Source organism: Dysgonomonas sp. BGC7 (assembly GCF_001261735.1).
GTDB lineage: Bacteria > Bacteroidota > Bacteroidia > Bacteroidales > Dysgonomonadaceae > Dysgonomonas.
On the sequence record NZ_CVRP01000001.1, the window covers coordinates 107,934 to 134,178 of the forward strand.

General features: G+C 37.1%; 26 protein-coding genes. 15 read left to right on the plus strand and 11 right to left on the minus strand.

The window, feature by feature from the left end:
* Positions 1-245 precede the first annotated feature (245 nt).
* Positions 246-989, plus strand: a complete 744-nt coding sequence (gene mtgA / locus BGC7_RS00515; protein ID WP_050699761.1) for a monofunctional biosynthetic peptidoglycan transglycosylase — start codon at positions 246-248, stop codon at positions 987-989.
* A 49-nt stretch (positions 990-1,038) separates the two neighbouring features.
* Here mtgA and BGC7_RS00520 read toward each other — a convergent pair whose 3' ends face one another.
* Positions 1,039-2,178 (minus strand): aldose epimerase family protein, encoded by a 1,140-nt coding sequence (locus BGC7_RS00520; protein ID WP_050699596.1) that lies wholly within the window; start codon positions 2,176-2,178, stop codon positions 1,039-1,041.
* Between the two features lie 205 nt (positions 2,179-2,383).
* Between BGC7_RS00520 and BGC7_RS00525 the strand changes: the two genes are divergently transcribed.
* From BGC7_RS00525 to BGC7_RS00540, 4 genes are read left to right on the plus strand one after another with little or no spacing between them, the layout of a single operon-like run.
* The gene (locus tag BGC7_RS00525; RefSeq protein WP_050699762.1) at positions 2,384-3,352 is read left to right on the plus strand and encodes a polyprenyl synthetase family protein; all 969 of its coding nucleotides are present in this window, start codon (positions 2,384-2,386) and stop codon (positions 3,350-3,352) included.
* A 12-nt stretch (positions 3,353-3,364) separates the two neighbouring features.
* Entirely contained in the window at positions 3,365-4,066 is a 702-nt protein-coding gene (locus BGC7_RS00530; RefSeq protein WP_050699597.1) for a hypothetical protein, read from the plus strand.
* Positions 4,053-4,826: a TatD family hydrolase gene (locus BGC7_RS00535; RefSeq protein WP_050699598.1), complete on the plus strand. Its 774-nt coding sequence runs from the start codon at positions 4,053-4,055 to the stop codon at positions 4,824-4,826. The genes BGC7_RS00530 and BGC7_RS00535 overlap by 14 nt, the downstream gene beginning before the upstream one ends.
* A 44-nt stretch (positions 4,827-4,870) precedes the next feature.
* On the plus strand, positions 4,871-5,980 hold the full coding sequence (locus BGC7_RS00540; RefSeq protein WP_050699599.1) for a metallophosphoesterase: 1,110 nt from the start codon (positions 4,871-4,873) through the stop codon (positions 5,978-5,980).
* A gap of 66 nt (positions 5,981-6,046) precedes the next feature.
* Here the strand turns inward: BGC7_RS00540 and metG are convergent, their stop codons facing one another.
* The 5 genes from metG to serS form a co-directional block, all read right to left on the minus strand.
* A complete protein-coding gene (gene metG, locus BGC7_RS00545; RefSeq protein ID WP_050699600.1) occupies positions 6,047-8,089 on the minus strand; it encodes a methionine--tRNA ligase in 2,043 nt (680 codons plus the stop codon).
* A gap of 207 nt (positions 8,090-8,296) precedes the next feature.
* A complete protein-coding gene (locus tag BGC7_RS00550) occupies positions 8,297-9,055 on the minus strand; it encodes an MBL fold metallo-hydrolase (RefSeq protein WP_050699601.1) in 759 nt (252 codons plus the stop codon).
* 23 nt (positions 9,056-9,078) lie between these two features.
* Complete coding sequence (locus BGC7_RS00555) at positions 9,079-9,981, minus strand: hypothetical protein (protein ID WP_157258594.1); 903 nt, start codon at positions 9,979-9,981, stop codon at positions 9,079-9,081.
* Between the two features lie 247 nt (positions 9,982-10,228).
* Positions 10,229-10,756: an SPOR domain-containing protein gene (locus BGC7_RS00560; protein WP_050699603.1), complete on the minus strand. Its 528-nt coding sequence runs from the start codon at positions 10,754-10,756 to the stop codon at positions 10,229-10,231.
* A 101-nt stretch (positions 10,757-10,857) separates the two neighbouring features.
* Positions 10,858-12,129 carry a serine--tRNA ligase gene (gene serS / locus BGC7_RS00565; RefSeq protein ID WP_050699604.1) on the minus strand — a complete coding sequence of 424 codons (1,272 nt, stop codon included), beginning with the start codon at positions 12,127-12,129 and terminating at the stop codon, positions 10,858-10,860.
* A gap of 259 nt (positions 12,130-12,388) precedes the next feature.
* On the opposite strand from serS, the gene BGC7_RS00570 reads away from it, so the two are divergent.
* Entirely contained in the window at positions 12,389-13,177 is a 789-nt protein-coding gene (locus BGC7_RS00570) for a LiaI-LiaF-like domain-containing protein (RefSeq protein WP_050699605.1), read from the plus strand.
* Positions 13,177-13,983 carry a LytR/AlgR family response regulator transcription factor gene (locus BGC7_RS00575; RefSeq protein WP_050699606.1) on the plus strand — a complete coding sequence of 269 codons (807 nt, stop codon included), beginning with the start codon at positions 13,177-13,179 and terminating at the stop codon, positions 13,981-13,983. The genes BGC7_RS00570 and BGC7_RS00575 overlap by 1 nt, the downstream gene beginning before the upstream one ends.
* Positions 13,984-14,113: 130 nt before the next feature.
* Here the strand turns inward: BGC7_RS00575 and BGC7_RS00580 are convergent, their stop codons facing one another.
* From BGC7_RS00580 to BGC7_RS00600, 5 genes are all read right to left on the minus strand, one after another.
* Complete coding sequence (locus BGC7_RS00580; RefSeq protein ID WP_050699607.1) at positions 14,114-14,686, minus strand: flavin reductase family protein; 573 nt, start codon at positions 14,684-14,686, stop codon at positions 14,114-14,116.
* Positions 14,683-15,144, minus strand: coding sequence for an aspartate carbamoyltransferase regulatory subunit (gene pyrI, locus BGC7_RS00585; protein WP_050699608.1), 462 nt, complete (start codon positions 15,142-15,144; stop codon positions 14,683-14,685). The genes BGC7_RS00580 and pyrI overlap by 4 nt, the downstream gene beginning before the upstream one ends.
* 3 nt (positions 15,145-15,147) lie before the next feature.
* A complete protein-coding gene (pyrB, locus tag BGC7_RS00590; protein ID WP_050699609.1) occupies positions 15,148-16,065 on the minus strand; it encodes an aspartate carbamoyltransferase in 918 nt (305 codons plus the stop codon).
* Between the two features lie 254 nt (positions 16,066-16,319).
* The gene (locus BGC7_RS00595) at positions 16,320-17,513 is read right to left on the minus strand and encodes a saccharopine dehydrogenase family protein (protein ID WP_050699610.1); all 1,194 of its coding nucleotides are present in this window, start codon (positions 17,511-17,513) and stop codon (positions 16,320-16,322) included.
* A 79-nt stretch (positions 17,514-17,592) separates the two neighbouring features.
* A complete protein-coding gene (locus BGC7_RS00600) occupies positions 17,593-19,077 on the minus strand; it encodes an LIC_10190 family membrane protein (protein WP_157258596.1) in 1,485 nt (494 codons plus the stop codon).
* 808 nt (positions 19,078-19,885) lie between these two features.
* Here BGC7_RS00600 and atpD point away from each other — a divergent pair.
* From atpD to atpA, 8 genes are all read left to right on the plus strand, one after another.
* Positions 19,886-21,400 (plus strand): F0F1 ATP synthase subunit beta, encoded by a 1,515-nt coding sequence (gene atpD, locus BGC7_RS00605; RefSeq protein ID WP_050699612.1) that lies wholly within the window; start codon positions 19,886-19,888, stop codon positions 21,398-21,400.
* Between the two features lie 10 nt (positions 21,401-21,410).
* Entirely contained in the window at positions 21,411-21,659 is a 249-nt protein-coding gene (atpC, locus tag BGC7_RS00610; protein WP_050699613.1) for an ATP synthase F1 subunit epsilon, read from the plus strand.
* Positions 21,660-21,663: 4 nt separating this feature from the next.
* A complete protein-coding gene (locus BGC7_RS00615; RefSeq protein ID WP_050699614.1) occupies positions 21,664-22,062 on the plus strand; it encodes a hypothetical protein in 399 nt (132 codons plus the stop codon).
* 4 nt (positions 22,063-22,066) lie between these two features.
* Positions 22,067-23,158, plus strand: coding sequence for a F0F1 ATP synthase subunit A (gene atpB / locus BGC7_RS00620; protein WP_050699615.1), 1,092 nt, complete (start codon positions 22,067-22,069; stop codon positions 23,156-23,158).
* Between the two features lie 52 nt (positions 23,159-23,210).
* On the plus strand, positions 23,211-23,462 hold the full coding sequence (atpE, locus tag BGC7_RS00625) for an ATP synthase F0 subunit C (protein WP_006842280.1): 252 nt from the start codon (positions 23,211-23,213) through the stop codon (positions 23,460-23,462).
* Positions 23,463-23,481: 19 nt separating this feature from the next.
* On the plus strand, positions 23,482-23,982 hold the full coding sequence (gene atpF, locus BGC7_RS00630; protein ID WP_050699616.1) for a F0F1 ATP synthase subunit B: 501 nt from the start codon (positions 23,482-23,484) through the stop codon (positions 23,980-23,982).
* A gap of 5 nt (positions 23,983-23,987) precedes the next feature.
* Positions 23,988-24,545: a F0F1 ATP synthase subunit delta gene (locus BGC7_RS00635; protein ID WP_050699617.1), complete on the plus strand. Its 558-nt coding sequence runs from the start codon at positions 23,988-23,990 to the stop codon at positions 24,543-24,545.
* 108 nt (positions 24,546-24,653) lie between these two features.
* Complete coding sequence (gene atpA / locus BGC7_RS00640) at positions 24,654-26,240, plus strand: F0F1 ATP synthase subunit alpha (RefSeq protein WP_050699618.1); 1,587 nt, start codon at positions 24,654-24,656, stop codon at positions 26,238-26,240.
* Positions 26,241-26,245: the final 5 nt, after the last annotated feature.

Genomic DNA, 26,245 nt, shown 5'->3' on the forward strand with positions numbered 1-26,245 from the left:
TGAGACTGTTTATGGCTGTAGGATAAATTATGTTTTTCTTATCAAAGGTATATTGTTGTCAATTTGTCTGAGAATAATGCATGCTAATGCAAATATAGCTTTTTGTGAAAAGATATTATGTTAAATATTGATTTGATTTCTTTCTCTTTGTCTGTTTTTATTTGTTTCTAAACAAAAACGCATTTGTATAGTTATAGTAATTAAATTTGCACCCGGATATTATAGTCTTTAGCTTATCTTATATTATGGCGAAAAAAGTTTTCAAGTGGATCAAGAGAATAATTATATTTCTATTTGTATTCAGTATTTTACAGGTCATTGTTTTCAAGTTTTTACCTGTGTATTATACCCCGCTTATGGTTTGGAATAATCTAGAGCAATTATTTTCGCAAGGAAAAGTCGTTTGTGAACACAAGTGGGTTTCTATAAATGAAATCTCAGGCTATCTTCCTCTTGCTGTGGTTGCTTCCGAGGATAACTTGTTTTTAGATCATTCCGGATTCGATTTTAAGCAGATAGAAAAGGCAATGGATGAGGCTGATAAAGGTAAACGTCAGCGAGGAGCGAGTACCATTAGTCAACAGACTGCAAAAAATGTTTTTTTATGGTCAGGGCGCTCATATGTTCGCAAAGGGTTGGAAGTGTATTACACTTTTCTGATAGAAACCATTTGGGGTAAAGAGCGCATAATGGAAGTATATCTGAACTCTATAGAAATGGGTAATAATATTTATGGAGCAGAAGCTGTAGCTCGTACCAACTTTAAGAAATCGGCAAAAAGATTGACTGCCGGCGAGTGTGCTTTAATTGCTGCTACTTTGCCCAATCCGCATCGTTTCAATTCGGCAAAACCATCCGGATATATACTGAAGCGTCAGGCTAAAATTTTGGATTTGATGCGTAAAGTAAAACCTGTCGATTTTGATAAAAGTCCATCAGAAGAAAAACCATCAAATAAGGCAAATCGACGAAAGAAAAAGGATGAATAATTAACTTCTTAATCTTTCATCCTCTCACAGTTATTATATTATTTATCTTTTATTTCTTTACAGAGAACTTGAAAATAGTTTCGCTCTTATACTTTTCTCCCGGACGAAGAGTTGCCGAAGGCCAATCTTTCTTATTCGGTGTATCAGGGTATTTTTGAGTTTCGAGGCAAACAGCTGTGCGTTGTTGATATACAATGCCTCTTTTACCTTTTACTGTTCCATCGAGGAAGTTACCTGCATAGAATTGAATTCCCGGTTCTGTGGTATAAACATCCAGAACTATGCCTGTTTTAGACGACTCCAGCGTTGCTGCTACCTTAGTAATATCTCCATTAGTGTTCAGTACCCAGTTGTGATCATATCCATTTCCATTCTTTAGTTGTACAAAACTGTAATTGTCTATTCTGCTTCCTATGGTTGTCGGTGTGCGGAAGTCCATATCGGTACCTTCTACAGTAAGTATCTCTCCGGTTGTCATAAAAGTAGAATCTACAGGCGTATATTTGTCCCCGTTGATAGTAAGCAGCCAATCAGAGTTTTTAGTATTTCCATCACCATCCATATTAAAGTATGAGTGATTAGTCAGATTCACTACGGTCGGCTTGTCTGTTTCTGCTTCATACTTTATCTGAATGGCATTGTCTTCGCTCAGGATATAAGTTATTTTGCAGTTAAGGTTGCCGGGAAAGCCTTCTTCACCATCTTTCGCGGTGTATGCAAGTTCCAGTACTTTATCGTCTACTTGTGACGCTGCAAATGTAACATATTGAAACCCTTTTGGACCACCATGAAGAGTATGTCCGAAATTGTTTTTCGGTAAATCGTATTTTACACCATCCAGTTCAAATGTTCCGTGTCCTATACGGTTGGCATAGCGTCCGATAGCTGCTCCAAAATCGGATGGGATGTTTATGTAATCCTGTACCGAATCGAATCCTAATACCACATCTTTAAGATTGCCATCTTTGTCAGGAACCATTATAGATACTATACGTCCTCCGAAATTAGTGATGCAAACTTCCATTCCATTCGTATTTGTTAATACATACAAATCTGTTTTTTTATCACCCACAGTAGTTTCAAAGTTTTTTTTATCCAATCCAGACTGGGTAAGTTTACCTATAGGAGCTTTTTCTGTACAGCTAAAGAGTGTTAATACTGATACTAATGTTAAAAGAATTTTTTTCATGTTTTAATATTTAGATTTAATATATAAAATTGCCATTCTGTTCTTCATTTTATAAAAGTAAGAATAATTTTAACTTCTTGAAATTCTGCATTGAAATATTTTGCGTTTCGATACGAACGGCCTATCTTTGTTTGATGTCGAAAGTGTATTCGCAATATGCTTTTTCCTGAAATGTTTTTATTAAAAATAGAGAAAGATGAAATCAATTTATGCCTTTGATGAAGTACTGGATATTGTAAATAGTAGTATTAACGAAATAAAATATACACATAATCCCATAACCCTCTTCGAACCTATAACATATATCCTTTCCTTAGGAGGTAAAAGAGTACGTCCTGCATTAGCACTAATGTCCTATAACTTATACCGAGAAGATGTAAGAAGAGTAATCCCTGTGGCATTAGCCATAGAGGTTTTTCATAATTTTACTCTTTTGCATGACGACCTGATGGATAGGGCTGATATAAGAAGAGGTAAGCCGACTGTGCATATTAAGTGGAATGATAATACAGCAGTTTTGTCCGGAGATGCAATGTTGATAGAAGCCTACAAGGAAATTGCAAAAGTTGATCCAGCATACTTATCACCTGTTATCAAACTGTTTTCGGAGACTGCAACAGAGATTTGTTGTGGGCAGCAACTCGATATGGAATTCGAGAAGCGTATGGATGTAACTATCCCCGAATATATTGAGATGATACGCCTCAAAACAGCGGTGTTATTAGCCTGTTCTCTCAAAGAAGGAGCCATTATGGCTGATGCTTCGGAAGCTGATGCTGATAATTTGTATGAATTTGGTATTAATATTGGGTTAGGTTTTCAGCTTAAAGACGACTTGCTGGATGTATATGGGAATAGTGAGAATTTCGGAAAAAAGATTGGAGGGGATATTCTTTGTAATAAAAAAACATATCTGCTGATAAGTGCATTGGAAAATGATTCAGTAAAGAGAGATTTGATTTCATGGATTGATCGAGAATCTTTTCAGGAGTCTGAGAAGATAGAAGCTGTTACAGCCATATATAATAAACTGGGACTAAGGCAGAAATCAGAAAATCTTATACAAGACTACTATTTAAAAGCTATTGCCTGTTTAGATAAAGTAAATATTGAGCAGGAAAGAAAAAGTGAATTATATAAACTTGCCGAAAATCTGACTTCGCGAATTTCATAAATAATATCAGCTATGCCTTACAGACGTTTACCGAATACGGATAATGCCCGTATCAGAGCTCTAAAAACAGCTATAGAAAAGAGTAATACTCTTTTTGGCGAAGGGGTGATAACTCTCGATTTAAGAAAGTTGGAAGTAATGCTCCGTAATTTCGAAAACTCTCAGGTGCGTTATAGGCAAAGTCTCGATATGCAGGTATCGTCTAATCATAAGTTCCAGAAACTAATAAAAAATGCTCGTCTTTATATCTCTCATTTTATACAAGTACTCAATTTTTGTATAATCAGAGGTGAAATAAAAAAAGAACTTAAGCAACTGTATAATATAGATCCTGATAATTTTACGGTACCTGATCTTACAAGTAATGACGCCTTGTTGTATTGGGGCGATAATGTTGTAAAAGGAGAACAGGCTAGGCTATCACAAGGGGGAGTGCCCATCTATAATCCAACAATAGCGAGGGTTAATGTTGCTTTCTCTCAGTTCAAAGATGCCTATTTTACTCAAAAGACACATCAAAACTCTACTGTTCGTCAGTTGGATATGTTGAGTGAGCAGCGAAAAGAAGTTGATGAGGTTTTAACTATACTCTGGAATCAGATAGAATCTTCATTCTCCTCGTTGCCTGCTAAAGAACGTTTAGAACGATGTAAGGAATATGGTGTAGTTTATTACCTAAGAAAAGAAGAAAGAGAACAAAGTGAAAATAATTGATACACACTCACATATTTATGCGGAAGAGTTCGATGCAGATATTGATGCTACAATAGCTAGAGCAAAAGCTGTAGGTGTAGAGAAAATATTGCTTCCGAATATTGATGTAGCGTCGGTAGATCGTTTACATAATCTGGCAGATACACACAAAGGATTTTGTATACCTATGATGGGGCTGCACCCTACCAGTGTGGGGGCCGACTGGAAAACACAATTGGAAGAGATTCACAATCAGTTTTTGCAGCGACAATACATTGCTGTGGGCGAAATAGGAATAGACTTGTATTGGGATAAAACTTATGCCAAAGAACAAGAGTTAGTTTTCGAAGAGCAATTGCGTTGGAGTATCGAATATGATTTACCTGTAGCCATACATTCGCGCGATGCTATTGCAGAATGTGTAGCTTGTGTAAGGAATGTAGGGGCTGAAAAGCTAAGAGGGGTCTTTCATAGTTTTGGAGGCTCAGTCGAAGAATTGCAGGATATTCTGTCATTGCAGAACTTTTTGTTGGGAATAAATGGAGTTGTAACATTCAAAAATTCCACATTACCTGTTGTCTTAAGACAAACTGACTTGTCTCATATTATAATAGAAACTGATGCACCATATCTGGCTCCTGTACCCTATAGAGGAAAGAGAAATGAACCATCATATACTGCTCTTGTCGCAAGCAAACTGGCTGAAATGTATGAAGTGTCGCAAGATGAGGTGGGACAGATAACGACATCTAATGCGATTCGTTTATTTGCTATTAATTAAAAGTTTAGATAATAAGTATTCAGTAAGCTTAAAAGTTAGAATTTATGATACAATTAAGACAAATATTTCTGTGTGTAATTCTGAGTCTTGTTTCGGGAACATTGTTAGCTCAAGATAAGCTAAAAGAACTAAATGAAGTAGACGGCCCTTATATTTTCTATGCTGAAAAAGGAGTAGATGTTTTACGAGTAGGGGATAATGGTATTTCTCGAAACAATTTCTCGAATAAAGATACTACCTTCTGGGTTAGCTCATCAGACAAAAAGTATCAATTTGATATTAGTCTTCATTCAGTAGCTCGCCCTCAATGGGATTATAAACTGCCCGGGGGAATGCTTATAGTATCTGATCCTCATGGAGATATGGAGGCTTTTGTCTCAATTTTACGTTCTCAAAAAGTTATTGATAATGATTATAAGTGGATATTCGGCAAAAAACATCTGATTGTTATCGGAGATGTATTCGACAGGGGAAAAGATGTCCTGCCTATATTCTGGTTAATATATAAGTTAGAAAATGAAGCAATGAAAGCCGGAGGTATGGTACATTTCATATTGGGCAATCATGAAGAGATGGTTTTACGAAACAATGTGAAATATACACAAGACAAATATAAGAATCTTGCTCAATACATGGGTGTGCGGTATTGTGATCTGTGGAAAGAGAATAGTGTACTTGGACATTGGCTGCTAACCCGTAATACTATCGAGCGAATTGGTGATAATCTTTTTGTTCATGCAGGATTAAGTGAAGAATTTGCTAGTGACAATTGGTCTATACCTCAACTTAACGATACTGTAAGCGCATACATTCGCATGACAAAAGAAGAGCGAAAGGTCTCTGCTAACGCTGATTTTCTATTTGGTAGTAATGGCCCTTTGTGGTATCGGGGAATGGTGAAAACAGATAACAAGTATAATCCGATATCAGATAGCGAGGTGAGAAGGATATTGGATATGTATAATGTCAGGCGGATATATGTTGGTCATACTATTTTCAAAGATGTCTCTTCTTTCTTCAACGGCAGTGTGATCGGGGTAAATGTAGATAACCGTAAAAACATGGAGGCCGGTCGTAGCCGTGGCGTTTTAGTGAAAAAAGGCAAGCAATATATTGTATATGACGATGCTCGCAAGCAAGTTTTACTTAAGTGACATCATTAAATAGGAAAAATAAACGGTTGGAAATATTATCCAACCGTTTTTATATTTAAATAATTATTATCCTATCTGGCTTCCCGGATTCACTTCCTTCGAAGGTTGTATTAAAGATAGACTGCCATCTGCATTTTCTACAGAAAGTATCATACCTTGTGATTCTATTCCTTTCAGTTTGCGTGGAGCAAGATTGGCTATGAAACAAACCTGTTTGCCAGTCAGTTCTTCGGGCTTATACCATGCAGCAATGCCGGATACAATGGTGCGTTGATTCATCCCATCGTCGATCAGGAATTGAAGCAGCTTGTCAGCTTTGGCAACCTTTGTACACTCCAAGACTGTACCTACACGTAAGTCTAGTTTTGTGAAATCATCAAAAGCAATATTTTCTTTTTGTGGTGCGACTTTGATTTCCGGAGTTCCTTCATTTATCTTCTTCGTATCTAGAAGCTTCTGTATTTGCTTTTCGATTGTTTCATCTTCTATTTTTGCAAATAAGAGTTCCGGTTGATTGAGCTGATGTCCTGCCGGAAGTAGATTCATTTGTCCCAATTGATTCCATGTAAGGTTTTCCATGTTGACAAACGTTCTTATTTTTTTTGCACTGAAAGGCAGAAATGGCTCGAAAACTATACCAAGGTTAGCAGTTATCTGAAGAGCAATGTTGAGTATTGTTTCCACTCGTTGCATATCTGTTTTCGCTACTTTCCAAGGCTCGGTGTCGGCTAAATATTTGTTGCCTATACGGGCAAGGCTCATAGCCTCTTTCAACGCATCACGAAAACGGTATGTATCGAGATATGACTCTATCGAACTCTTTATATTTTCAAATTCTTTCAGTGTATCTTTATCATAATCTGTTAGCTCATGTATTTGAGGCACTTTATTGTCAAAATACTTTTGAGTAAGTACAAGTGCACGGTTGATGAAGTTACCAAGGATAGCTACAAGTTCATTATTGTGTCTTGCCTGAAAGTCTTTCCATGTAAAGTCGTTATCCTTTGTTTCGGGAGCATTGGATGTCAACACATAACGGAGGGTGTCTTGCTGTCCCGGAAAATCTTCAAGGTATTCGTGCAACCATACAGCCCAATTGCGAGATGTGGATATTTTGTCTCCTTCAAGGTTCAGAAATTCATTTGCCGGAACGTTTTCAGGAAGTATATATGATCCTTCGGCTTTTAGCATAGCCGGAAACACAATGCAATGGAAAACTATATTGTCCTTTCCTATGAAATGTACCAGTTTAGTATCTTCCGATTTCCACCACTTTTCCCAACTGTCGGGCAGTAGTTCCTTCGTATTCGATATATACCCTATTGGAGCATCGAACCAGACGTATAAAACCTTACCTTTGGCATCGGGCAGAGGAATAGGCACACCCCAATCCAGATCGCGGCTTACTGCGCGAGGGTGTAATCCCATATCTAGCCACGATTTACATTGTCCGTAAACGTTCGATTTCCATTCTTTGTGATCTTCCAGTATCCATTGACGCAACCATGACTCATGCTTGTCGAGTGGCAGATACCAGTGTTTTGTCTCACGCATAACAGGAGCAGAACCTGATATAGTTGATCTTGGATTCTTCAGATCGGTCGGACTTAACGATGTTCCGCACGACTCACACTGATCGCCGTAAGCATTTGGATTTCCGCAATGAGGGCATTCTCCCATTATATAACGGTCGGCAAGGAACATTTGAGCCTCTTCGTCATAATACTGTTCGCTCGTTTGTTCTTCAAACTGGTTGTCATTGTATAATTTCAGGAAAAACTCTGAAGCTGTTTCCTTGTGTATCTCTGAACTTGTTCGTGAATATATATCAAATGTGATTCCGAAATCTTTGAACGATTTTTTTATGATAGAGTGGTATTTATCTACAATGTCTTGCGGAGTAACACCTTCCTTCTTGGCTCTTATAGTAATAGGTACACCATGTTCGTCGGAACCTCCTATATGTATCACTTCTTCTCCTTTCAGTCGCAGATAGCGCACATATATATCAGCAGGTATATAAACACCAGCCATGTGTCCTATATGTACAGGTCCGTTTGCATAAGGAAGAGCCGAGGTTACAAGCGTTCTTTTGTAATTTTTAGTCATATATTTTGTGTTTTCTTATTTCAGAAACAAATTAGCATGCAAAGATAGAAACTTAACACCAAAAATAAAGCAGACAACCTCATTAAAATCTAATAGTTGTTTGCCTGTTTCTGATTCTGTTTTCTTTGCCAATAAAAGCAGGGTATAAAATGAGAGATATGTGTTTTGAATGGGATAAGGACTGGCTGATAATTTATGACTATTATTTCAAGCTTCTATCTGTAGTCCGTCGTAAGAAAGAAATACATTGTTAGGCAATATGCTCTGCACCTCGTCGTGTAGCCCCAGATGATGCGACATATGAATAAGAAAGGTTTTCTTAGGAGCCAGTACTCTGATAACTTCCAATGCTTCCTTCAGGTTAAGATGAGACATATGTTCTTCTATTCGTAAAGCATTTATAACCAGCGTATCTAATCCTTGTAACTTCTTATATTCATTTTCAGGAATGGTTTTCACATCTGTCAGATAAGCAAAATCGTTTATGCGATATCCCAGAATCGGTAACCGGAAGTGCATTAATCCGATGGGTTGTATCTTTATATCGGAAACATAGAAAACTCTGTTGTATTCTACTTCGTGCAAGTTGAATACAGGAACACCCGGATATCTGTGTTCCGAAAAAGAATATGGCATTCTGTTTTTTAGCGCATCTAATGTTATAGTATTTGCATAAATGTCTACGTCTGCAAACTTGCAGAAAGGGCGTAAATCATCTATACCTCCTACATGATCGTAATGCTCATGGGTAAGAAGCACAGCGTGTATCTGAGAAAACTCCTCATTCATTATCTGCTCTCTAAAATCAGGGCCGCAGTCAATCAGGATCTTCTTCCCATCTATATTTATCAAAACAGACGCCCTTAAGCGTCTGTCCTTTTTATTTTTTGAGGTACAAACTTTACACCGACATCCAATTTCAGGTATACCTGTCGACGTTCCCGTACCTAAGAATTTTACAATCATTTCCTTTTAATTTCTTCTCTGATTTATTCATTATAGATTAATATCCAAAGGTCGTCCAGAGGAAGCCCATATTTAGCAATACGTCTTGTTTTAGACATATTGGTAGTATATTTTAGTGTAAACTCTTCCAGTTTCTTTATCGCATCACTTTCGTTATTATAACTGTCTATTATAGTATAATAAATACCTACATCGTTACTTACAACCAATGCCTTTTCTCCCAATCCTGTAAATGTACGTTTTGCGAAATTAGCGTTATTCAAGCTTCTAAATGCTCCAATAACTATACTATACCGTTTAAGAGAGGCTTTGTCTCTTATGTCTAAGAAATTGACAGGAACTGCTCTGAATAGCTGCCATTCGTTTCCTCCACTAAATGGCTTAAAGCCGGAAGAGGAAGAGGTTGGGTTCTTACCTGCTTCTGTCGAAGAAGATTTTGTTGACTGTATAGTATTGTCGGCAACAATAGGCTTGTCTGTATCTTTTGTAGCGGCTATGTCAGTTTTACCTCCTTTGTCCGAGAACTTTTTCACCATCGGTATGCCTGTAATATAAGGATCAGGCACTCCTTTACCGACATTAGACTCTCTCTTGTTGGTGTCAATACATCCAAATAAGGCTTGAGCTGCAGAAGAATTCGGATCTAATTCCAGAATAACAACTGGTTTAAGTAAAGATTTTCCTCCTTTTAATATGTCAGTAACCCCTGCCATATTTTTCATAATAGAGTCTAGCTCAGCAACTGTTATTGTATCAAGAATTACGTCATCAGCGGCCTGCTTGTGTGAAATAGAAACATTACCCTGAATCTTATTAATAGAATGGTAAAATTTTTTATACTTCCGATCGTTATCCTGGCTCTGGGCTCTGCAAGGTAAGGTAGAAGAACAAAATATCAGTAAAGCTGCGTAAAATAATATTTTCATATAATCATGTGTTTCTGAAAGAAAATTATCAGACTCTTTAGTTCGCTTATTTAATGGGGCAAAGATAAGAAAAATAGAAATCAAACAATCTACTTATACAAAGAAACTTATGGTACTCTATAAAAATTAATGATTTCTATATCCGGATGTAAGATTATCGATTAAATTTCATATAAGATGTATCTTTATCTGTTAAATGAAAAAAGAGAGCATTCGCTCTCTTTTAATATCTCTATAATGAAATTTATTAGTATTCTCTTTGCAATATCCACCAGTCATTGAATGGTATTCCGTATTTGCTTCTTAAAGAAGCCTGATCACTTGTTGATAGATATTTTTCCAATATTTCATTTTTCTTAGCTACAGCTTGCTCTTTAGATTCGTAACTAGCTATGATAACACGATACATACCTTGTTCGTTACGAGCCAATATAACATTGTAACCTTCTTTGCCAAATCTTTCTTTCAACGATTCAGCACCAGGTTTCATTGCCATTGCAGCTATAACTACACTGTATGCTTTAAGTCCTGAAGCATCGCTTTCGTATACCGGAGTCACTTTCTCTTTTCTTACAGATTCAGTTGTAGAGGAATATGTAGGAGTAGTAGATGGTCTGGTAACTGTAGTGTTGTTAGGAGCTGTGGTGTTTTCATCCATTTCTCTTTCTTTAGCTGACTCATACACTTGTTTGTATGCACTTTGCTTAGGCTTACAAGATCCAAAACCTACAAGCAAAACTACCGCTAATCCGATTCCAATCAATTTTTTATTCATAATTCTATCTTAATTATCTTAATTTTTATCTAATATCGCAAATTTAATACATTAACTAAATACAATAACAGTTTTTTTAAGCAAATAGTTTGATTTTCACTTTAATTAATATATTCGAAGCCTGTATATGGCACAAGGGCTTTTGGTATACGAATACCTTCCGGTGTTTGATTGTTCTCTAGTAAGGCTGCAACAATTCGGGGTAGCGCCAAGGCACTTCCGTTCAGAGTGTGTACCAACTGGATCTTTTTGTCTGCATCTCTATAGCGGCATTTTAGACGATTGGCCTGATAGCTTTCAAAATTAGAGACAGAACTTACTTCCAGCCAACGCTTCTGAGCAGCTGAGAAGACTTCAAAGTCGAATGTTAACGCTGAAGTGAAACTCATATCTCCTCCACAGAGGCGAAGTATTCTCCAAGGCAACTCCAATTCTTCAACTAAAGTCTGAACATAAGCAACCATTTCTTTTAACGAATCGTATGAATGTTCGGGTTTGTCTATTCGTACAATCTCTACTTTGTCAAACTGATGTAGACGATTTAGCCCGCGTACATCCTTACCGTAAGATCCTGCTTCGCGGCGGAAGCAAGCCGAATATGCAGTGTTTTTGATCGGCAAATCTTTTTCGTCGAGAATAACCTCTCTGTATATATTCGTTACCGGAACTTCCGCTGTAGGAATCAGATACAAATCGTCAGCAGTAGCGTGATACATTTGGCCTTCTTTGTCAGGAAGCTGTCCTGTACCATATCCCGATGCAGCATTTACTACATAAGGAGGTTGTACTTCAAGATAACCTGCATCACGAGCTTTATCCAAGAAGAAATTTATTAAGGCACGTTGCAAACGAGCTCCTTTACCTTTGTAAACAGGAAAGCCTGCTCCGGAAATTTTAACACCCAACTCGAAATCAATCAAATCATATTTCTTAGCCAAATCCCAATGAGGAACTGCATTGCTGTCCAGATCAGGAATTGTGCCACCTGTTTTTTCTACCACATTGTCCTCAGCTACACGTCCTTCGGGTACTTCGTCGGATGGAAGATTGGGTATAAGCACAAGTAAGTCCTGTAGTTCTTGTTCTGCCTGACGAAGAGTATCTTCTAATATCTTACTCTCACCTTTCATCTCGGCAACTCTACTTTTTGAAGCCTCGGCTTCTGCTTTTTTGCCATCTTTCATCATCAGCCCTATATGTTTCGAGAGGCTGTTAGATTCTGCTAAACTTGCATCTAAAGCAGTTTGTGTCTTTTTTCGCAATTGATCTAAATCTAGAACTTTCTCTATTATCTCTTTTGCTTCAAAATGTTTCTTAGTCAGTTTTTGTATCACCAATTCGGGATTATCACTGATCGTTTTTAGCGTCAACATATAGTCTTATTTTTATTTCAGATGCAAAGGTATAAATATTTTAAGTCTGTCAATAAATCTTAATGAGAAAAAGGTGTTTCTATGATATCTAATTGTAGATAATGGATATTATTTTTTCTACTATCTTCATTATTTAGATTATCTTTAATGCTACGTAGAGGCCAATTAGTCGACAAATAATATTTGTTCGTCGATTTTCGATTGTCTGTAATCAGTTCTATACATAGATTTGTATTCGAAACTAATTTAAATTATTCTTATGGAAACTAATTTACATGATAAATACTTTTTGAAAAGAGATAGAGGCAACGGTATCGGTTTTGCTATATTTCTTATTTTATTCGGCGGAATATATTTATTACTCAATCTTGGAGTAATTCCCTCCGAATATAAGTCATTATTAATTTCGTGGCAAATGTTGTTGATCGGAATAGGTATTTGGTCACTAATCAGAAAACGCTTTATTTCAGGTATAATACTTATAGTTGTAGGAGGGTTCTTTATTTATCCGACGTTGTCATCTCTTTTTCCTGAATATTTTTTCGACTTTGATTTTGATATCAGAACTTATTGGCCTGTTATACTCATTATTATAGGGTTATTGTTAGTATCCGGCAGATTATTCCCCTCTTCAAACAAATACTGTAAAAAAAAAGGTGATAATGAGAGGATAAGTGGAGGCTCTTCTTCTTCAAATTACAATAAGTCTGATTTAATAGATAAAAACCTGATATTTGGCAGTACCGAACAAATCGTATTGTCCCAGAACTTTAGAGGAGGGGAAGCCAATGTTATTTTTGGAGAAATGATCATTGATTTGCGTAAGGCGATGCCTGCAGAAGGTAATAACTGCCTCGAAATGAATGTGGCATTTGCCAGTGGTATTTTATATTTACCATCGGGTTGGAATGTGGAAATACAGAGTAGTACGGTAATGGGAAGTATAGAAGACAGACGTATATATAAGAATGAAGTACCTCAAAATGACCAATTTCATCTTACAGTGAAGATTAATTGTGTATTGGGCGGTTGTGAAATTAGGGACTAATGAGAAATAAGCGAATCATATATATACATATCTTTATTGCATTGCTTGCTGCACTTATACTTTATATGAGTGTCAAGCCTCTAAATATTGTTGGAGATGATGTGTTAATAACAGATTCTGTTATATCCGGAATTGTTTTATCTATACTCTTGTTCGTATTGCAGAAAATTATAGTTTTCAGCTTGCCTCCATCATTGCCGTTACGACAAAAGTATATCAACTATGTGGCACTGGCGATTCTGTTTGTCTTTATCTGGATTGGAGCTGAGTATCTTTTCTTGTACTTTATTTTTGAATATCAAGAATACCAATCTTTTGCATCTATATTAACCATACGTATTGTTGTAGCATTACTCGTATATCTGCTCGCTATACGACAGCCCGGACATGTGGCAGATATTGGGATAGAAGATATGCAAGAGGATTTGCCGGTTAGTGAGGAAATACAACATGAGAATAATAAAAGTGAGCTAGAGATACTGGAGCGTATAGCTGTAAGGAAAGGTCAAAAAATAGAAGTGATACCTGTCGATAAAGTTATATGTATTCAGGCCGAAGGAGACTATGTTATGATATATTGCGACAAAGGGAAATTCCTAAAAGAACAGACAATGAAATCTTTAGAAGGTAGTTTGCCTCAGGACAAGTTTGTGCGAATTCATCGTTCGAGTATTATAAATGTAGACCATATTGCCCAAATAGAATTATATAATAAGCAAAGTCAGATGCTTAGGCTAAAAGATGGTATGCAGGTTAAAATGAGTATGTCGGGATATAAGTCCCTAAAAGATAAATTGGGCTTATAGCTTCGTAAAGACAGATACTATACGAATCCTGATAAGACAAAAAAGAAACGCTATAATAATATCAGACTATTATAGCGTTATTCGCATTTTATACTTTGAATATAGCTTAAAGTCGTGATTGCAGCTATAGCTATTGCTCTTTCTTTTTTCTCACAGACCAACCAAAACCGCCTATTTTATCTCCAAGATTGTAGTATTGTCCATGCGAGTAGGCAATAGGATTTGCATTTTCAAGACTAAATTTGCCTGTCTCTTTATTGATATACTTCTCATCTGCTTTTACGTTTACCACGTCTGCTATAAACATATCATGAGAGCCCAGACTCAATATTTCTTTGACTTTGCATTCTATGTTAAGAGGTGACTCTTCGATGATGGGCGATCGCACAACAGAGGCTCTGCCTGCCGTTAACTTCATTTCTTCGAACTTACTGAAATCTTTACCCGATTTTACACCACACCAGTCTGTAGCATAAGCCAGCTCTTCTGTTGTAATGTTTATTACAAAGTCCATATTCCTTTTGATAATTTCGTAAGAATGCCGTTCGGGACGAACAGAGATATAGCACATTGGAGGATTGGTACATATGGTACCCAACCAACTAAGGGTTATTATATTGTACTCTTCGGGGTTGCATCCGCAAGAAATCATTGCTGCGGGCAGTGGATATATGAGTGTTCCCGGCTTCCAGTCTTGTTTCATTTTAAAATTATCTCGTCTCTCTTTATTTTTATATCACAATAGTGACATCGCAATTCTATACTTTCGCTGTCAATAACATTGAAGTGCGTTGGCATAGGCTCATTATTTGTAATACATTTAGGATTGTTACACTTCACTATTCCTTTTATTGTTTGTGGAAGTATAACTCTCTTTTTTTCTACAACTTCGTAGTTTCTGATTATGTTTAACACTACATTAGGGGCTATCAATGCTATTTTGTTGATAACATCTTCTTCGAAGAATTTGTCTGCAACTTTTATGATACCTTTCGAAGCCATTTTTTTGCTTTCAAGGTTGTTTCCTATTGTAATAGGATTTCCCAGTTTGTCTAGTTCCAGTAGCGATACTACTTTGAAAACTACATTGGAAGGTATATGATCTATTGCTGTTCCGTTGCACAATGCAGCCACTTGTAGTTCTTTTCTTTGTTCTTTCATAACTTAGTCTACTTTAATGTTTAGGGCATCACATATAACTGCTTCACGAGTGAATACACCGTTTTTTGCTTGTTCGAAATAGTATGCTTTTGGGCTGTCGTCCACATCTTGATTGATCTCGTTGACGCGAGGTAGCGGATGTAGTATTTTAAGATTTTCTTTAGAATCTTTTATCATGTCTTTACACAAAATATATATGTTCTTCACTTTTTCATATTCCATCAGGTCGGTAAAACGTTCTCTTTGCACCCGTGTCATATAGAGGATGTCCGCATTGTTGATTACAGACGGAGAGAAGTCTACATGTTCTTCATATTTTATTCCTTTTGTATCACAGAAATTCTTGTATGTTTCAGGTAGGCTTAATTCTTCAGGAGCAACGAAATTAAAAGTAGGGTTAAAGTGTGACATTCCTATTATCAGTGAGTGTACTGTCCTTCCATACTTCAAGTCTCCTACTATTGTTATAGTAAGATTCTCTAATGTTCCCTGTGTTTTGTAGATCGAATATAGGTCGAGCATAGTCTGAGTAGGATGCTGATTGGCTCCGTCCCCTGCATTAATAATCGGTATGGATGATACCTCCGAAGCATAACGCGCAGCTCCTTCAAGGTGGTGTCTCATTATAATAATGTCAGCATAATTATTCACCATCAATATAGTGTCTTTAAGAGTTTCTCCTTTCGACGAACTTGTAGTAGCTGCATCGGAAAATCCTATTATGCGACCACCCAGTCTGTTTACAGCCGTCTCAAAACTAAGACGGGTACGCGTCGAAGGTTCAAAAAACAGAGTTGCACAGACCTTACCCTCGAGTAACCTTCTATTAGGTTTCTCGTCAAACTTTCTTGTCAGATTAAGTATTCGAATAATGTCTTCTTTCGAATAATCTGTAATAGATACCAGACTTTTGTTACACATATGGTTATAACTTAGAGTATAAAAAAATCCTCGAAAAAGATAACTTCTTCGAGGATACTATATAAAATTTATTAACAGAACAGGAAAAAATAAAAAGATGGGAAATTTGAAAAAAACTTTTATTTAACAAACTCCTCCTTTTCATCATAATCTAATTATTATCGGATACAAAGTTAGATACTTTTTTTGATAATGCTATTCAATAATCAGAAATAAAATAAAAGCCATGAATATTCATGGCTTTTATTTCTATATTACATTTCCAGATCGGTATCGAATATCTCGTGCCAAGGCAATCCTTGTTTGTTAAGTTCTTCCATGAATGGATCAGGATTAAACTCTTCGACATTAAAGACTCCCGGTTTGCGCCACAAGCCTTTCATAAACATGATGCCTCCTATTGTAGCAGGAACACCTGTTGTGTAGCTAACGCCCTGAGCTCCCGTTTCTTTATAAGCTGCTTCGTGAGAACAGTTGTTGTATATATAATATGTGCGTTCTTTACCGTCCTTGATGCCTTTAATTCTACATCCGATAGATGTTTCTCCGGTATAATTCTCTCCAAGCTCTCCCGGATCAGGCAAAACCGCTTTTAAAAATTGAATTGGTACTATCTCAACTCCATTGTATATAATAGGGTCGATGCGGGACATCCCTATGTTTTGTATTACTCGCAGATGAGTAAGATATTCTTGTCCAAATGTCATCCAAAAACGTGCCCGCTTAAGTGTTGGGAAATTCTTAACAAGAGACTCTAACTCTTCGTGATAGATTACATAAGATTCTTTAGGTCCTATGTTTGGATAGTTTAATGGTTTGTGTATTGCATGCGGTTCTGTTTCTACCCATTTACCATCTTCCCAATATTTCCCTTTTTGGGTAACCTCACGTATGTTTATTTCAGGATTGAAGTTTGTGGCGAATGCTTTACCATGGTCTCCTGCATTACAGTCTACAATATCAAGGTAGTGCATTTCGTCAAAGTAGTGCTTAGCAGCATAGGCTGTAAACACGCTTGTTACTCCCGGGTCGAATCCGCATCCGAGTATAGCGGTAAGTCCGGCTTCTTTGAACTTGTCCTGATAAGCCCATTGCCAGCTATATTCATATTTTGCTTCCTCTTTTGGTTCGTAATTGGCTGTGTCCAGATAGTTTACCCCGCAAGCCAAACATGCATCCATTATTGTAAGGTCTTGGTACGGAAGTGCTACGTTAATTACCAGTTCTGGCTTGAATGAACTAAATAGTCTTTTGAGGTCTTCCACATTGTCTGCATCTACCTGTGCTGTTTGTATCTTGTTGCCTCCAATAGCTTTGGCAATCGCATCACACTTTGATTTTGTTCGGCTGGCTAACATGATTTCTGTAAAAACATCCATGTTTTGTGCAACCTTATGTGCAACGACAGTTCCTACACCACCTGCACCTATAATTAAAACTTTTCCCATGTTATTATCCTATTAAATTATAATTTAATATACAAAAATAGTATTTAATAAGGTGGAAACCTTTCTTTAACTCCTTTATTTATTCAAATTTTGGAATAATAAGGTTCTTGTTTTGCTCACTGTTTAGTATTTTAAGATATTTTTCTTTTGTTCTGAACCCCTCTTGTAACGTATTTCCCCTCATCTCTATAGTTCTGATGTCTTGTAGTTTGAATGAGCGACTGAATGGAAAACCTCCTTTAGACACGGCAGGTAGAAGGTCAAAACTCCGAGAGTCACTCTCATCTACTGTTACATATATTGTCTGGTTTCCCATTTTGTATTCTTGAAAATTCCCTATATTCTTGGAAGATCTGTGATGGTATAAGGCTACGAAGTCTATCATAGTTTCAAATTTCATGCCTATTCTCTTCGATGCTGTTATAAACTTATATGTAGAAACGATACAAAGACAGCACAGGATGAAAATGAGGACAAATTTCCCACATCGGGGAAATTGTACCACCCGACTTTCTGTAAGGATGTTAATTGACAACAAAAGGCTTCCCAGTATATACCCATAATTAAATCTAAAGTCGGGAGCTGTTGATAAGCTGAAAATTAGACATAATAAGGTTATCAAATAGACTGAAAATAATGAGGGATTTATCTTTTTCCTTATAGCTTTATATGTTATAATAAAAGCTGAGAAAATGACAGAAAACAGTAATGTGAAATTAATAAAACAGTTTAAAGCTGTTGTGGAAAAATCTTTCCCACTGATGAAGTTTTGGAATGTATTAAGGTCGGTGCGGAATATTCGGTTTCCCCATTCGCTAATATGACGACTTTGTTTTTCTACAGTTCCAACAGGCATTTTCCAGTCGAAAGAAAAGAGATCAATTTGATATACAGGATATACGAGGTAGCCGGATATGATAATATTCCTTATGCACCAAAATAGAATGGTAAGAAACGACAAGATTATAATAAAATAAAGGGTTCTATGTTTCTGCTCTTTTATAAGGTTTATCATTACTATTAGGCTTATGATACAGAATGGTGCAGTTGACAATTTGAATGTAACTAATACAACAGGCAACAGGCAAGCTAACAGAGGATATTGGTGTATCCAACGGGGCGTTTCTGCTGTTTTGATAGCATAATACAATACAAATAGTATGGGAAATATGTCGGTCGCTGAACTGCCTAGCATAAATCCATATATGTATATAAGAAGTGGTAGGAATATAACTAAAATAAGATAGTTTAAATCGTACTGGGACGAAAATAATTTAATTAGCCCCCAAGTAAACAAGAGCGTATAAAACAATGATTGTAGCAGGTATACTGCTTCATGATTGCCAAAGAGAAATCTGAACGTAAATATTGCGGATAAAAGGAGATAATTTGAATTGAATGCAAATCGGTCTTCCAGGTTACCCAATCCGGGTACAATAGAAAACTCTTCATTCCAGCGTATTTGTTGGTAATGATAATATTCAGCATCATAATGATGATCAAATATATATACATATATAAGTACAGCAATCACCGGAACAATAATGAGTACCTTTTCTTTCAAATTGAAAGACCTTATTGTATCTTTTATTTTAGAAATATATTGTAGTAATCTCTTTATATTTATATACCAATAAATTACACTCACTAAGATATATGCAAATAAAACGTACTCATTAGAAGGAAACCATAGGGAAGAGAAAGGTAAAAGAATAGAAATAAAACATATTCCTAATATAAACGTATCTAAGAGATTATAGCTTTCCTTATTTCTGCATATTCTATTATATAGGGAAACAAATATATCGCCAATAGAAAATATGACTAAAAACATAACAGTCCAAGCGAATAGGGTAGTAATCATTTGCAGTTAAAGGTGTTTGAGTAGCTTTACGTTATTCTCCGTTTCTATAAATATAGGACAAAAGTACAATTTAATAATGAAAATCGAATTCTTCTTGAATCGTTTCGTTTATTGTATTTAATTCTTTTGTTAGGTTGAAAATCCGTTATAACTATGCTTTTACGTGCTATTAGACACTTATCCGTTGTTCCTCTATCATTAAACAATACGAGGTATTTAACTATTAAAAACATTGTAGTTAACTTAAGTTTAAAAAAGTAAGGGTAGTCTCTTTTTTTCTTGGTAAAAATATTTAAAAGAATTATTATTGTTTATATTTGCTATTACATTTTAGTAGAGAAGGTGGATATATTATAATAATTGTCTAACTTTTTAATCACTTGTTGAAAACAATAGTAATTATTAATGTTCAAAAAGTGAGAGGATTGTAAGATTACAATCCTTTAAGATGGTATGCAGATATAATATTTTGAAAAGAAATAGAAATATATAATAAATAAAAAAGCTTATGTCACAAACAGTTGGGCATGTTTCTCAAGTTATTGGACCAGTGGTGGATGTTTTTTTTAATACCAGTGATCCATCTTTGAACTTACCAAACATTAATGATGCCCTTGAAGTTAAAAGGCCTGATGGCCGATCTTTGATTCTTGAAGTAAAGCAACACATAGGCGAAGATACAGTACGTACCGTTGCTATGGATAGTACCGACGGACTTAGCCGTGGAGTGGAAGCCGTTCCTCTAGGAGCTCCTATCAGAATGCCTATTGGTGATCAGGTTAAAGGACGCTTGATGAATGTTGTTGGTGAGGCTATTGATGGAATGGAAGTTTTAGATAAAAAAGGCGGTAACCCTATTCATCGTGAACCTCCAAAATTTGAAGAACTACAAACTACACGAGAAGTTCTTTTTACTGGTATTAAAGTAGTCGATCTACTAGCGCCATATGCAAAAGGAGGTAAAGTAGGGCTGTTTGGTGGAGCTGGTGTTGGTAAAACTGTATTGATTATGGAATTGATCAATAATATTGCCAAAAAGCATAATGGTTACTCTGTTTTTGCTGGAGTAGGAGAGCGTACACGTGAAGGTAACGATCTTCTTCGGGAGATGATAGAGTCGAAGGTAATCCGCTATGGCGAAGAGTTCGAAAAAAGTATGGAAGAAGGACATTGGGATTTATCGAAAGTAGATCCTAAAGAATTGGAAAAATCGCAAATTTCCCTTGTCTTCGGACAGATGAACGAGCCTCCTGGAGCACGTTCCGCTGTAGCATTATCCGGATTGACAATAGCAGAATCTTTCCGTGATGCAAAAACTGATGGGCCTAAAGATATTTTGTTCTTTATAGATAATATATTTCGTTTCACTCAGGCCGGATCTGAGGTGTCGGCTCTATTAGGGCGTATGCCCTCAGCAGTAGGTTATCAGCCAACTTTGGCTACTGAGATGGGAGCCATGCAGGAACGTATTACTTCTACCAAGAATGGATCTATTACGTCAGTGCAAGCTGTATATGTACCTGCCGATGACTTGACAGACCCTGCACCGGCAACAACTTTCTCTCACTTGGATGCCACTACCGTACTTGATCGTAAGATTACAGAAATGGGTATTTATCCGGCTGTTGATCCGTTGGGATCTACTTCACGAAGCTTAGACCCTAATGTAGTTGGACAGGATCATTATGATACAGCTCAGCGAGTGAAACAGATTCTTCAACGCAACAAGGAATTACAAGATATTATTTCCATATTAGGTATGGAGGAATTGTCTGATAATGACAAACTTACAGTAAATAGGGCAAGACGTATCCAACGTTTCCTTTCTCAACCTTTCAATGTGGCTGAACAATTTACCGGGGTTCCCGGAGTTATTGTGGATATTCAGGATACAATAAAAGGCTTTAAGATGATTCTTGACGGAGAAGTGGACAACTTACCCGAACAGGCTTTCCTTAATGTGGGAACAATAGAAGATGCTATAGCCAAAGGTGAGAAAATCTTGGCTCAGGCAGCTGAATAAAAGATAAGGTATGAAAAAATCAGAACTCCAATTAAATATAATCTCAGCAGAGAAGAAGCTTTTTTCGGGAGCAGTGGCATCTGTTGTTATACCTGGTATTTCGGGGCGTTTTGGTGTTTATCCCGATCACGCACCCCTCATTTCACCCTTGACCGAAGGAGACATTACCTATTTGGAAAATGGAACCGAAAAGTCTTTGGAGGTACATGGTGGAATAGCAGAAGTAAATAATGGGGTTGTGACAATATGTGTGATTTGAAATAATGGACTTTTTTAGAGCAAAGTTAATAACCTTATTACTCGCTTATGGGTTGATTGTGGGAGCACTTGTAGGAGCATTGCTTTATTATGTATTCCCTCAGTATTATCCTCAGTGGTATGAAGGTATTCTGCTCTTTTACTTGATTCTTGAGCCTTTAGTTCTCGTTTATGTCGAATCTTCGAGTCGTAGGGTTACCCAGCGGCAAATGTTGAATACATATATGCTGACTAAAGTATTTAAAATATTTGCTGCACTCATTTTTGTTGGTGCTTATGCTATAATAGTAAAGGAAAATATAAAAAGCTTTGTTCTTACTTTCATGATTTTCTATCTTCTGTTTTTAGCAATAGAATCTTTTTTATTCCTAAAAATAGAAAAACGTTTAAAGAATAAACAATAGTAGTATGAAACACTATTTGAGATACATTTTAGCTTTGATTTTTTTGAATGCAACAATAGGTGTACAACCTATTGCGGCAGAAGGAAAAGTTGAGGCCGGACAAGAGAAAGAGTTGAATGTAAAAGAATTGATTCTCGATCACTTGGCCGATTCTTACGAATGGCATTTGACTACATGGGGAGATACACATGTTTCTATTCCTTTGCCTGTATTTGTCAAAGGAGAAACAAGCGGATGGCATGTATTTATGTCAACCAAATTTCACCATGGGCATGAGGCATATCAAGGGTTTTATATTTCACAGGCGGGCGATCACAAAGGTAAGATAGTAGAAAAGAATGCAGCAGGAGAAGAAATTCGTCCTTGGGATTTTTCACTTACGAAAAATGCGTTAAGTCTGATTATCAGTTCTGCTCTTTTGCTTGTTATAGTAATGGGTATAGCCAAGTGGTATAAAAATATGGCTAAAACAGGAGAACATAAAGCCCCTAAAGGTTTTGTCGGTTTTATGGAAATGTTTATAGTCAGTGTTCAGGATGATATTATAAAACCTTGTGTAGGTAAAAATTATAGAAAATTTTCGCCCTATCTGCTGACAGTCTTCTTCTTTATATTTATCAACAATATAATGGGGCTCATACCGATATTTCCAGGAGGAGCAAATGTGACAGGAAATATTGCTGTTACGCTTGTTTTGGCTCTAACTACATTTGTGGTGGTCAATTTTACAGGAACAAAGGAATACTGGAAAGAGATATTCAATCCTTATGTGCCATCTTGGCTCAAGCCATTGATGATACCTATCGAACTGGTTGGAGTATTCACTAAACCGTTTGCATTGATGATTCGTCTCTTTGCTAACATCTTGGCAGGGCACTCAATCGTATTAGGTCTCACTTGTTTGATATTCGTTACAGTCAATCTGGGTGCAGTTATAAATACATCCATGACTGTGGTTTCGGTACTACTTACTGTATTCATCAGTTTTGTCGAAATATTGGTTGCTTATATCCAGGCCTATGTGTTTACTATGCTATCGGCCGTATTTATTGGATTGGCACAGGCAGAGCCACACCATGCAGAAGAAAAACATTAGTATATAGAAATAAGAAAACAATAAATAAATTAACTAATTAAAAGTAAAAATTATGTTACTATCAACTTTATTACAAGCAGCAGAAGCTGCTACTAGCTTAACAGGTTTTGGTGCAGCACTTGGAGCAGGATTAGCTGTGATCGGGGCAGGTATCGGTATAGGTAAAATCGGTAGCTCGGCTATGGAAGGTATTGCTCGTCAGCCCGATGCAGCAGGAGATATCCGTACTTCTATGATTATCGCAGCTGCGTTAGTTGAAGGGGTTGCCTTGTTTGCTGTTGTAGTATGCGGATTTATTCTTTAATCGAATAAAATAATAAAATATGGGTTTATTATTACCTGAATCTGGGCTTCTCTTTTGGATGCTTCTTTCGTTCGGTATCGTTTTCTTTGTTTTAGCTAAATTCGGTTTTCCCGCAATTACTAAAATGGTAGATGAACGTAAAAATTATATACAGGACTCGTTAGATGCAGCTCAAAAAGCGAATGAACAGTTGGCTTCTATAAAAGAACAAAGTGATGCTATATTGGCATCGGCCACAGCAGAACAGGTGAAAATCTTGAAGGAAGCTGCCGACACACGTGAACGCATTGTTGCCGAAGCGCGTGAGCAAGCTAAAGTTGCAGGAGCTAAAGAGATGGACGAAATAAGGAAACAGATACAGGCAGAAAAAGAACAGGCTATACGCGATATACGTCGTCAAGTAGCCGAATTGTCTATAGATGTGGCTGAGAAAGTACTCCGCGATTCTCTGAAGGACCCTAAAGAACAAATGTCAATGATTGATCGCCTGGTTGATGAGGCTATGGTTTCTAAATCTTAACTGTTATGAATGAAGGGATGATTTCTAAGCGATATGCGAAAGCGTTGTTGCAGTATGCAATGGGGCAAAAAGCTGAAGATATAGTATATTCTGAAATGAAGAAGCTGGCTTCTGCTTTTGCTAAAGAACCGAGATTGCGTATGGCAATGGATAATCCTACATTGAAAGCTGAGGATAAAGTGAAGCTGATAGAAGCTGCACTTGGAGGACAGATCAGTGACCAACTAAACCGTTTTGTAGAACTCGTTCTAAATAATAGACGAGAGGTATATTTGCGGAATATAGCATTGTCTTATGTTGACTTGTATTGTGAACTGAAAGGGATGAATATAGGAAAACTTGTGACAGCTACACCTGTAGATAGTACCGTAACCAATAAGATGAAAAGCTTGTTGCAGAAGGTTAAGTCCGGTACACTCGATTTTGAGACCGTTGTAGATCCTAGCATCGAAGGAGGGTTTATACTCTATGTAGATACCTATCGTTTAGATGCTAGTGTGAAAACTCAATTGAAACGGATTAAACAACAGTTTATCGCCGAAAACAGTAAGATTTCGAAATAAGCCTATGTGCTACAATAAGCAAATTTGAAGATTAGCTGATAATTATTTATAAAAATAGTTTGCTAATTTAACTGATTTGCTAATAATCAAACTATCAAATAAAAATTTATGTCTGAAAATATAAAAGCAAGTGAAGTCTCCGATGTATTAAAGATGCAGCTAGAGAATATCAGTAGCCGGGTTCAGTTCGATGAAGTTGGTACTGTACTCGAAGTAGGAGACGGTGTTGTTCGTATATATGGACTAAAAAATGCAGAAGCCAACGAACTTTTGGAATTCGACAATGGTATTATGGCCGTTGTTATGAATTTGGAAGAGGACAATGTGGGTGCTGTATTGCTTGGTCCTTCCGACCAGATTAAAGAAGGTTTCACTGTAAAGCGTACCAATAGAATTGCCTCTATTAATGTAGGTGAGGGTATGCTCGGACGTGTGATTACTCCTCTTGGGGAACCAATCGATGGTATGGGACCCATTACTGGCGAACTTCTCGAAATGCCGTTGGAGCGAAAAGCTCCGGGGGTAGTTTATCGTCAACCGGTAACTCAGCCGCTACAGACAGGATTGAAAGCAGTCGATGCTATGATTCCTATCGGTAGAGGGCAGCGTGAACTTATTATCGGTGACCGCCAAACAGGAAAGACTGCCATTGCAATTGATACAATAATCAATCAGAAAACAAATTTTGAAGCAGGTGATCCGGTATATTGTATTTATGTTGCCATCGGTCAGAAAGCATCTACTGTAGCCAACATTGTGGAAACTCTTAAAGAAAAAGGCGCAATGGCTTATACTACTGTAGTTTCGGCTACAGCAGCAGAACCAGCAGCTTTACAATATTTTGCTGCATTTGCAGGAGCTGCTATCGGTGAGTATTTTCGCGATACAGGCCGTCATGCCCTAGTGGTATATGATGACTTGTCGAAGCAGGCTGTTGCTTACCGTGAGGTATCTCTTATTCTTCGTCGTCCGCCGGGACGTGAAGCTTACCCCGGAGACATCTTTTATCTGCACTCTCGCTTGTTGGAACGTGCAGCTAAGGTTATTAATCAGCAGGAAGTTGCCGAACAAATGAATGACTTGCCACCTAGCCTCAGAGGTAAGGTGAAAGGAGGCGGCTCACTTACAGCATTACCTATTATCGAGACTCAGGCCGGAGACGTGTCTGCATATATTCCTACCAATGTAATTTCCATTACTGATGGTCAGATATTCCTCGATGGTAACTTGTTTAATGCAGGTAAACGTCCTGCTATCGACGTAGGTATTTCGGTTTCTCGTGTAGGAGGATCGGCACAGGTGAAGGCTATGAAAAAAGTTGCCGGAACATTGAAAATAGACCAGGCTCAGTATCGGGAGCTGGAAGCGTTTACTCAGTTTGGGGGAGACTTAGATCCTGTAACTGCCATGACAATAGACAAAGGAAAGAAAAATACAGAGCTGTTGGTTCAGCCTCAGTATGCTCCAATGCCTGTCGAAAAACAGATTGCAATCCTTTATTGTGGAACAAACGGCCTGCTTCGTCAAATACCTATTGATAAAGTTCACGATTTTGAAACAGAGTTTTTAAGAACATTAGAAATGAAGTATCAGGCTAATGTGCTAGATGTACTTAGAAAAGGAGTTATTAACGAAGAAATTGAGAATATACTTAAGCAAGTAGCTAAAGACTTAGCATCTCAATATAAACAATAATTAGG

Coding starts and splice junctions, on each gene's coding strand:
- mtgA (WP_050699761.1), top strand. CDS start 246: ATGGCGAAAAAAGTTTTCAAGTGGATCAAGAGAATAATTATATTTCTA.
- BGC7_RS00520 (WP_050699596.1), bottom strand. CDS start 2,178: ATGAAAAAAATTCTTTTAACATTAGTATCAGTATTAACACTCTTTAGC.
- BGC7_RS00530 (WP_050699597.1), top strand. CDS start 3,365: ATGCCTTACAGACGTTTACCGAATACGGATAATGCCCGTATCAGAGCT.
- BGC7_RS00540 (WP_050699599.1), top strand. CDS start 4,871: ATGATACAATTAAGACAAATATTTCTGTGTGTAATTCTGAGTCTTGTT.
- metG (WP_050699600.1), bottom strand. CDS start 8,089: ATGACTAAAAATTACAAAAGAACGCTTGTAACCTCGGCTCTTCCTTAT.
- BGC7_RS00550 (WP_050699601.1), bottom strand. CDS start 9,055: ATGATTGTAAAATTCTTAGGTACGGGAACGTCGACAGGTATACCTGAA.
- BGC7_RS00555 (WP_157258594.1), bottom strand. CDS start 9,981: ATGAAAATATTATTTTACGCAGCTTTACTGATATTTTGTTCTTCTACC.
- BGC7_RS00560 (WP_050699603.1), bottom strand. CDS start 10,756: ATGAATAAAAAATTGATTGGAATCGGATTAGCGGTAGTTTTGCTTGTA.
- serS (WP_050699604.1), bottom strand. CDS start 12,129: ATGTTGACGCTAAAAACGATCAGTGATAATCCCGAATTGGTGATACAA.
- BGC7_RS00570 (WP_050699605.1), top strand. CDS start 12,389: ATGGAAACTAATTTACATGATAAATACTTTTTGAAAAGAGATAGAGGC.
- BGC7_RS00575 (WP_050699606.1), top strand. CDS start 13,177: ATGAGAAATAAGCGAATCATATATATACATATCTTTATTGCATTGCTT.
- BGC7_RS00580 (WP_050699607.1), bottom strand. CDS start 14,686: ATGAAACAAGACTGGAAGCCGGGAACACTCATATATCCACTGCCCGCA.
- pyrI (WP_050699608.1), bottom strand. CDS start 15,144: ATGAAAGAACAAAGAAAAGAACTACAAGTGGCTGCATTGTGCAACGGA.
- pyrB (WP_050699609.1), bottom strand. CDS start 16,065: ATGTGTAACAAAAGTCTGGTATCTATTACAGATTATTCGAAAGAAGAC.
- BGC7_RS00595 (WP_050699610.1), bottom strand. CDS start 17,513: ATGGGAAAAGTTTTAATTATAGGTGCAGGTGGTGTAGGAACTGTCGTT.
- atpD (WP_050699612.1), top strand. CDS start 19,886: ATGTCACAAACAGTTGGGCATGTTTCTCAAGTTATTGGACCAGTGGTG.
- atpC (WP_050699613.1), top strand. CDS start 21,411: ATGAAAAAATCAGAACTCCAATTAAATATAATCTCAGCAGAGAAGAAG.
- BGC7_RS00615 (WP_050699614.1), top strand. CDS start 21,664: ATGGACTTTTTTAGAGCAAAGTTAATAACCTTATTACTCGCTTATGGG.
- atpB (WP_050699615.1), top strand. CDS start 22,067: ATGAAACACTATTTGAGATACATTTTAGCTTTGATTTTTTTGAATGCA.
- atpE (WP_006842280.1), top strand. CDS start 23,211: ATGTTACTATCAACTTTATTACAAGCAGCAGAAGCTGCTACTAGCTTA.
- atpF (WP_050699616.1), top strand. CDS start 23,482: ATGGGTTTATTATTACCTGAATCTGGGCTTCTCTTTTGGATGCTTCTT.
- BGC7_RS00635 (WP_050699617.1), top strand. CDS start 23,988: ATGAATGAAGGGATGATTTCTAAGCGATATGCGAAAGCGTTGTTGCAG.
- atpA (WP_050699618.1), top strand. CDS start 24,654: ATGTCTGAAAATATAAAAGCAAGTGAAGTCTCCGATGTATTAAAGATG.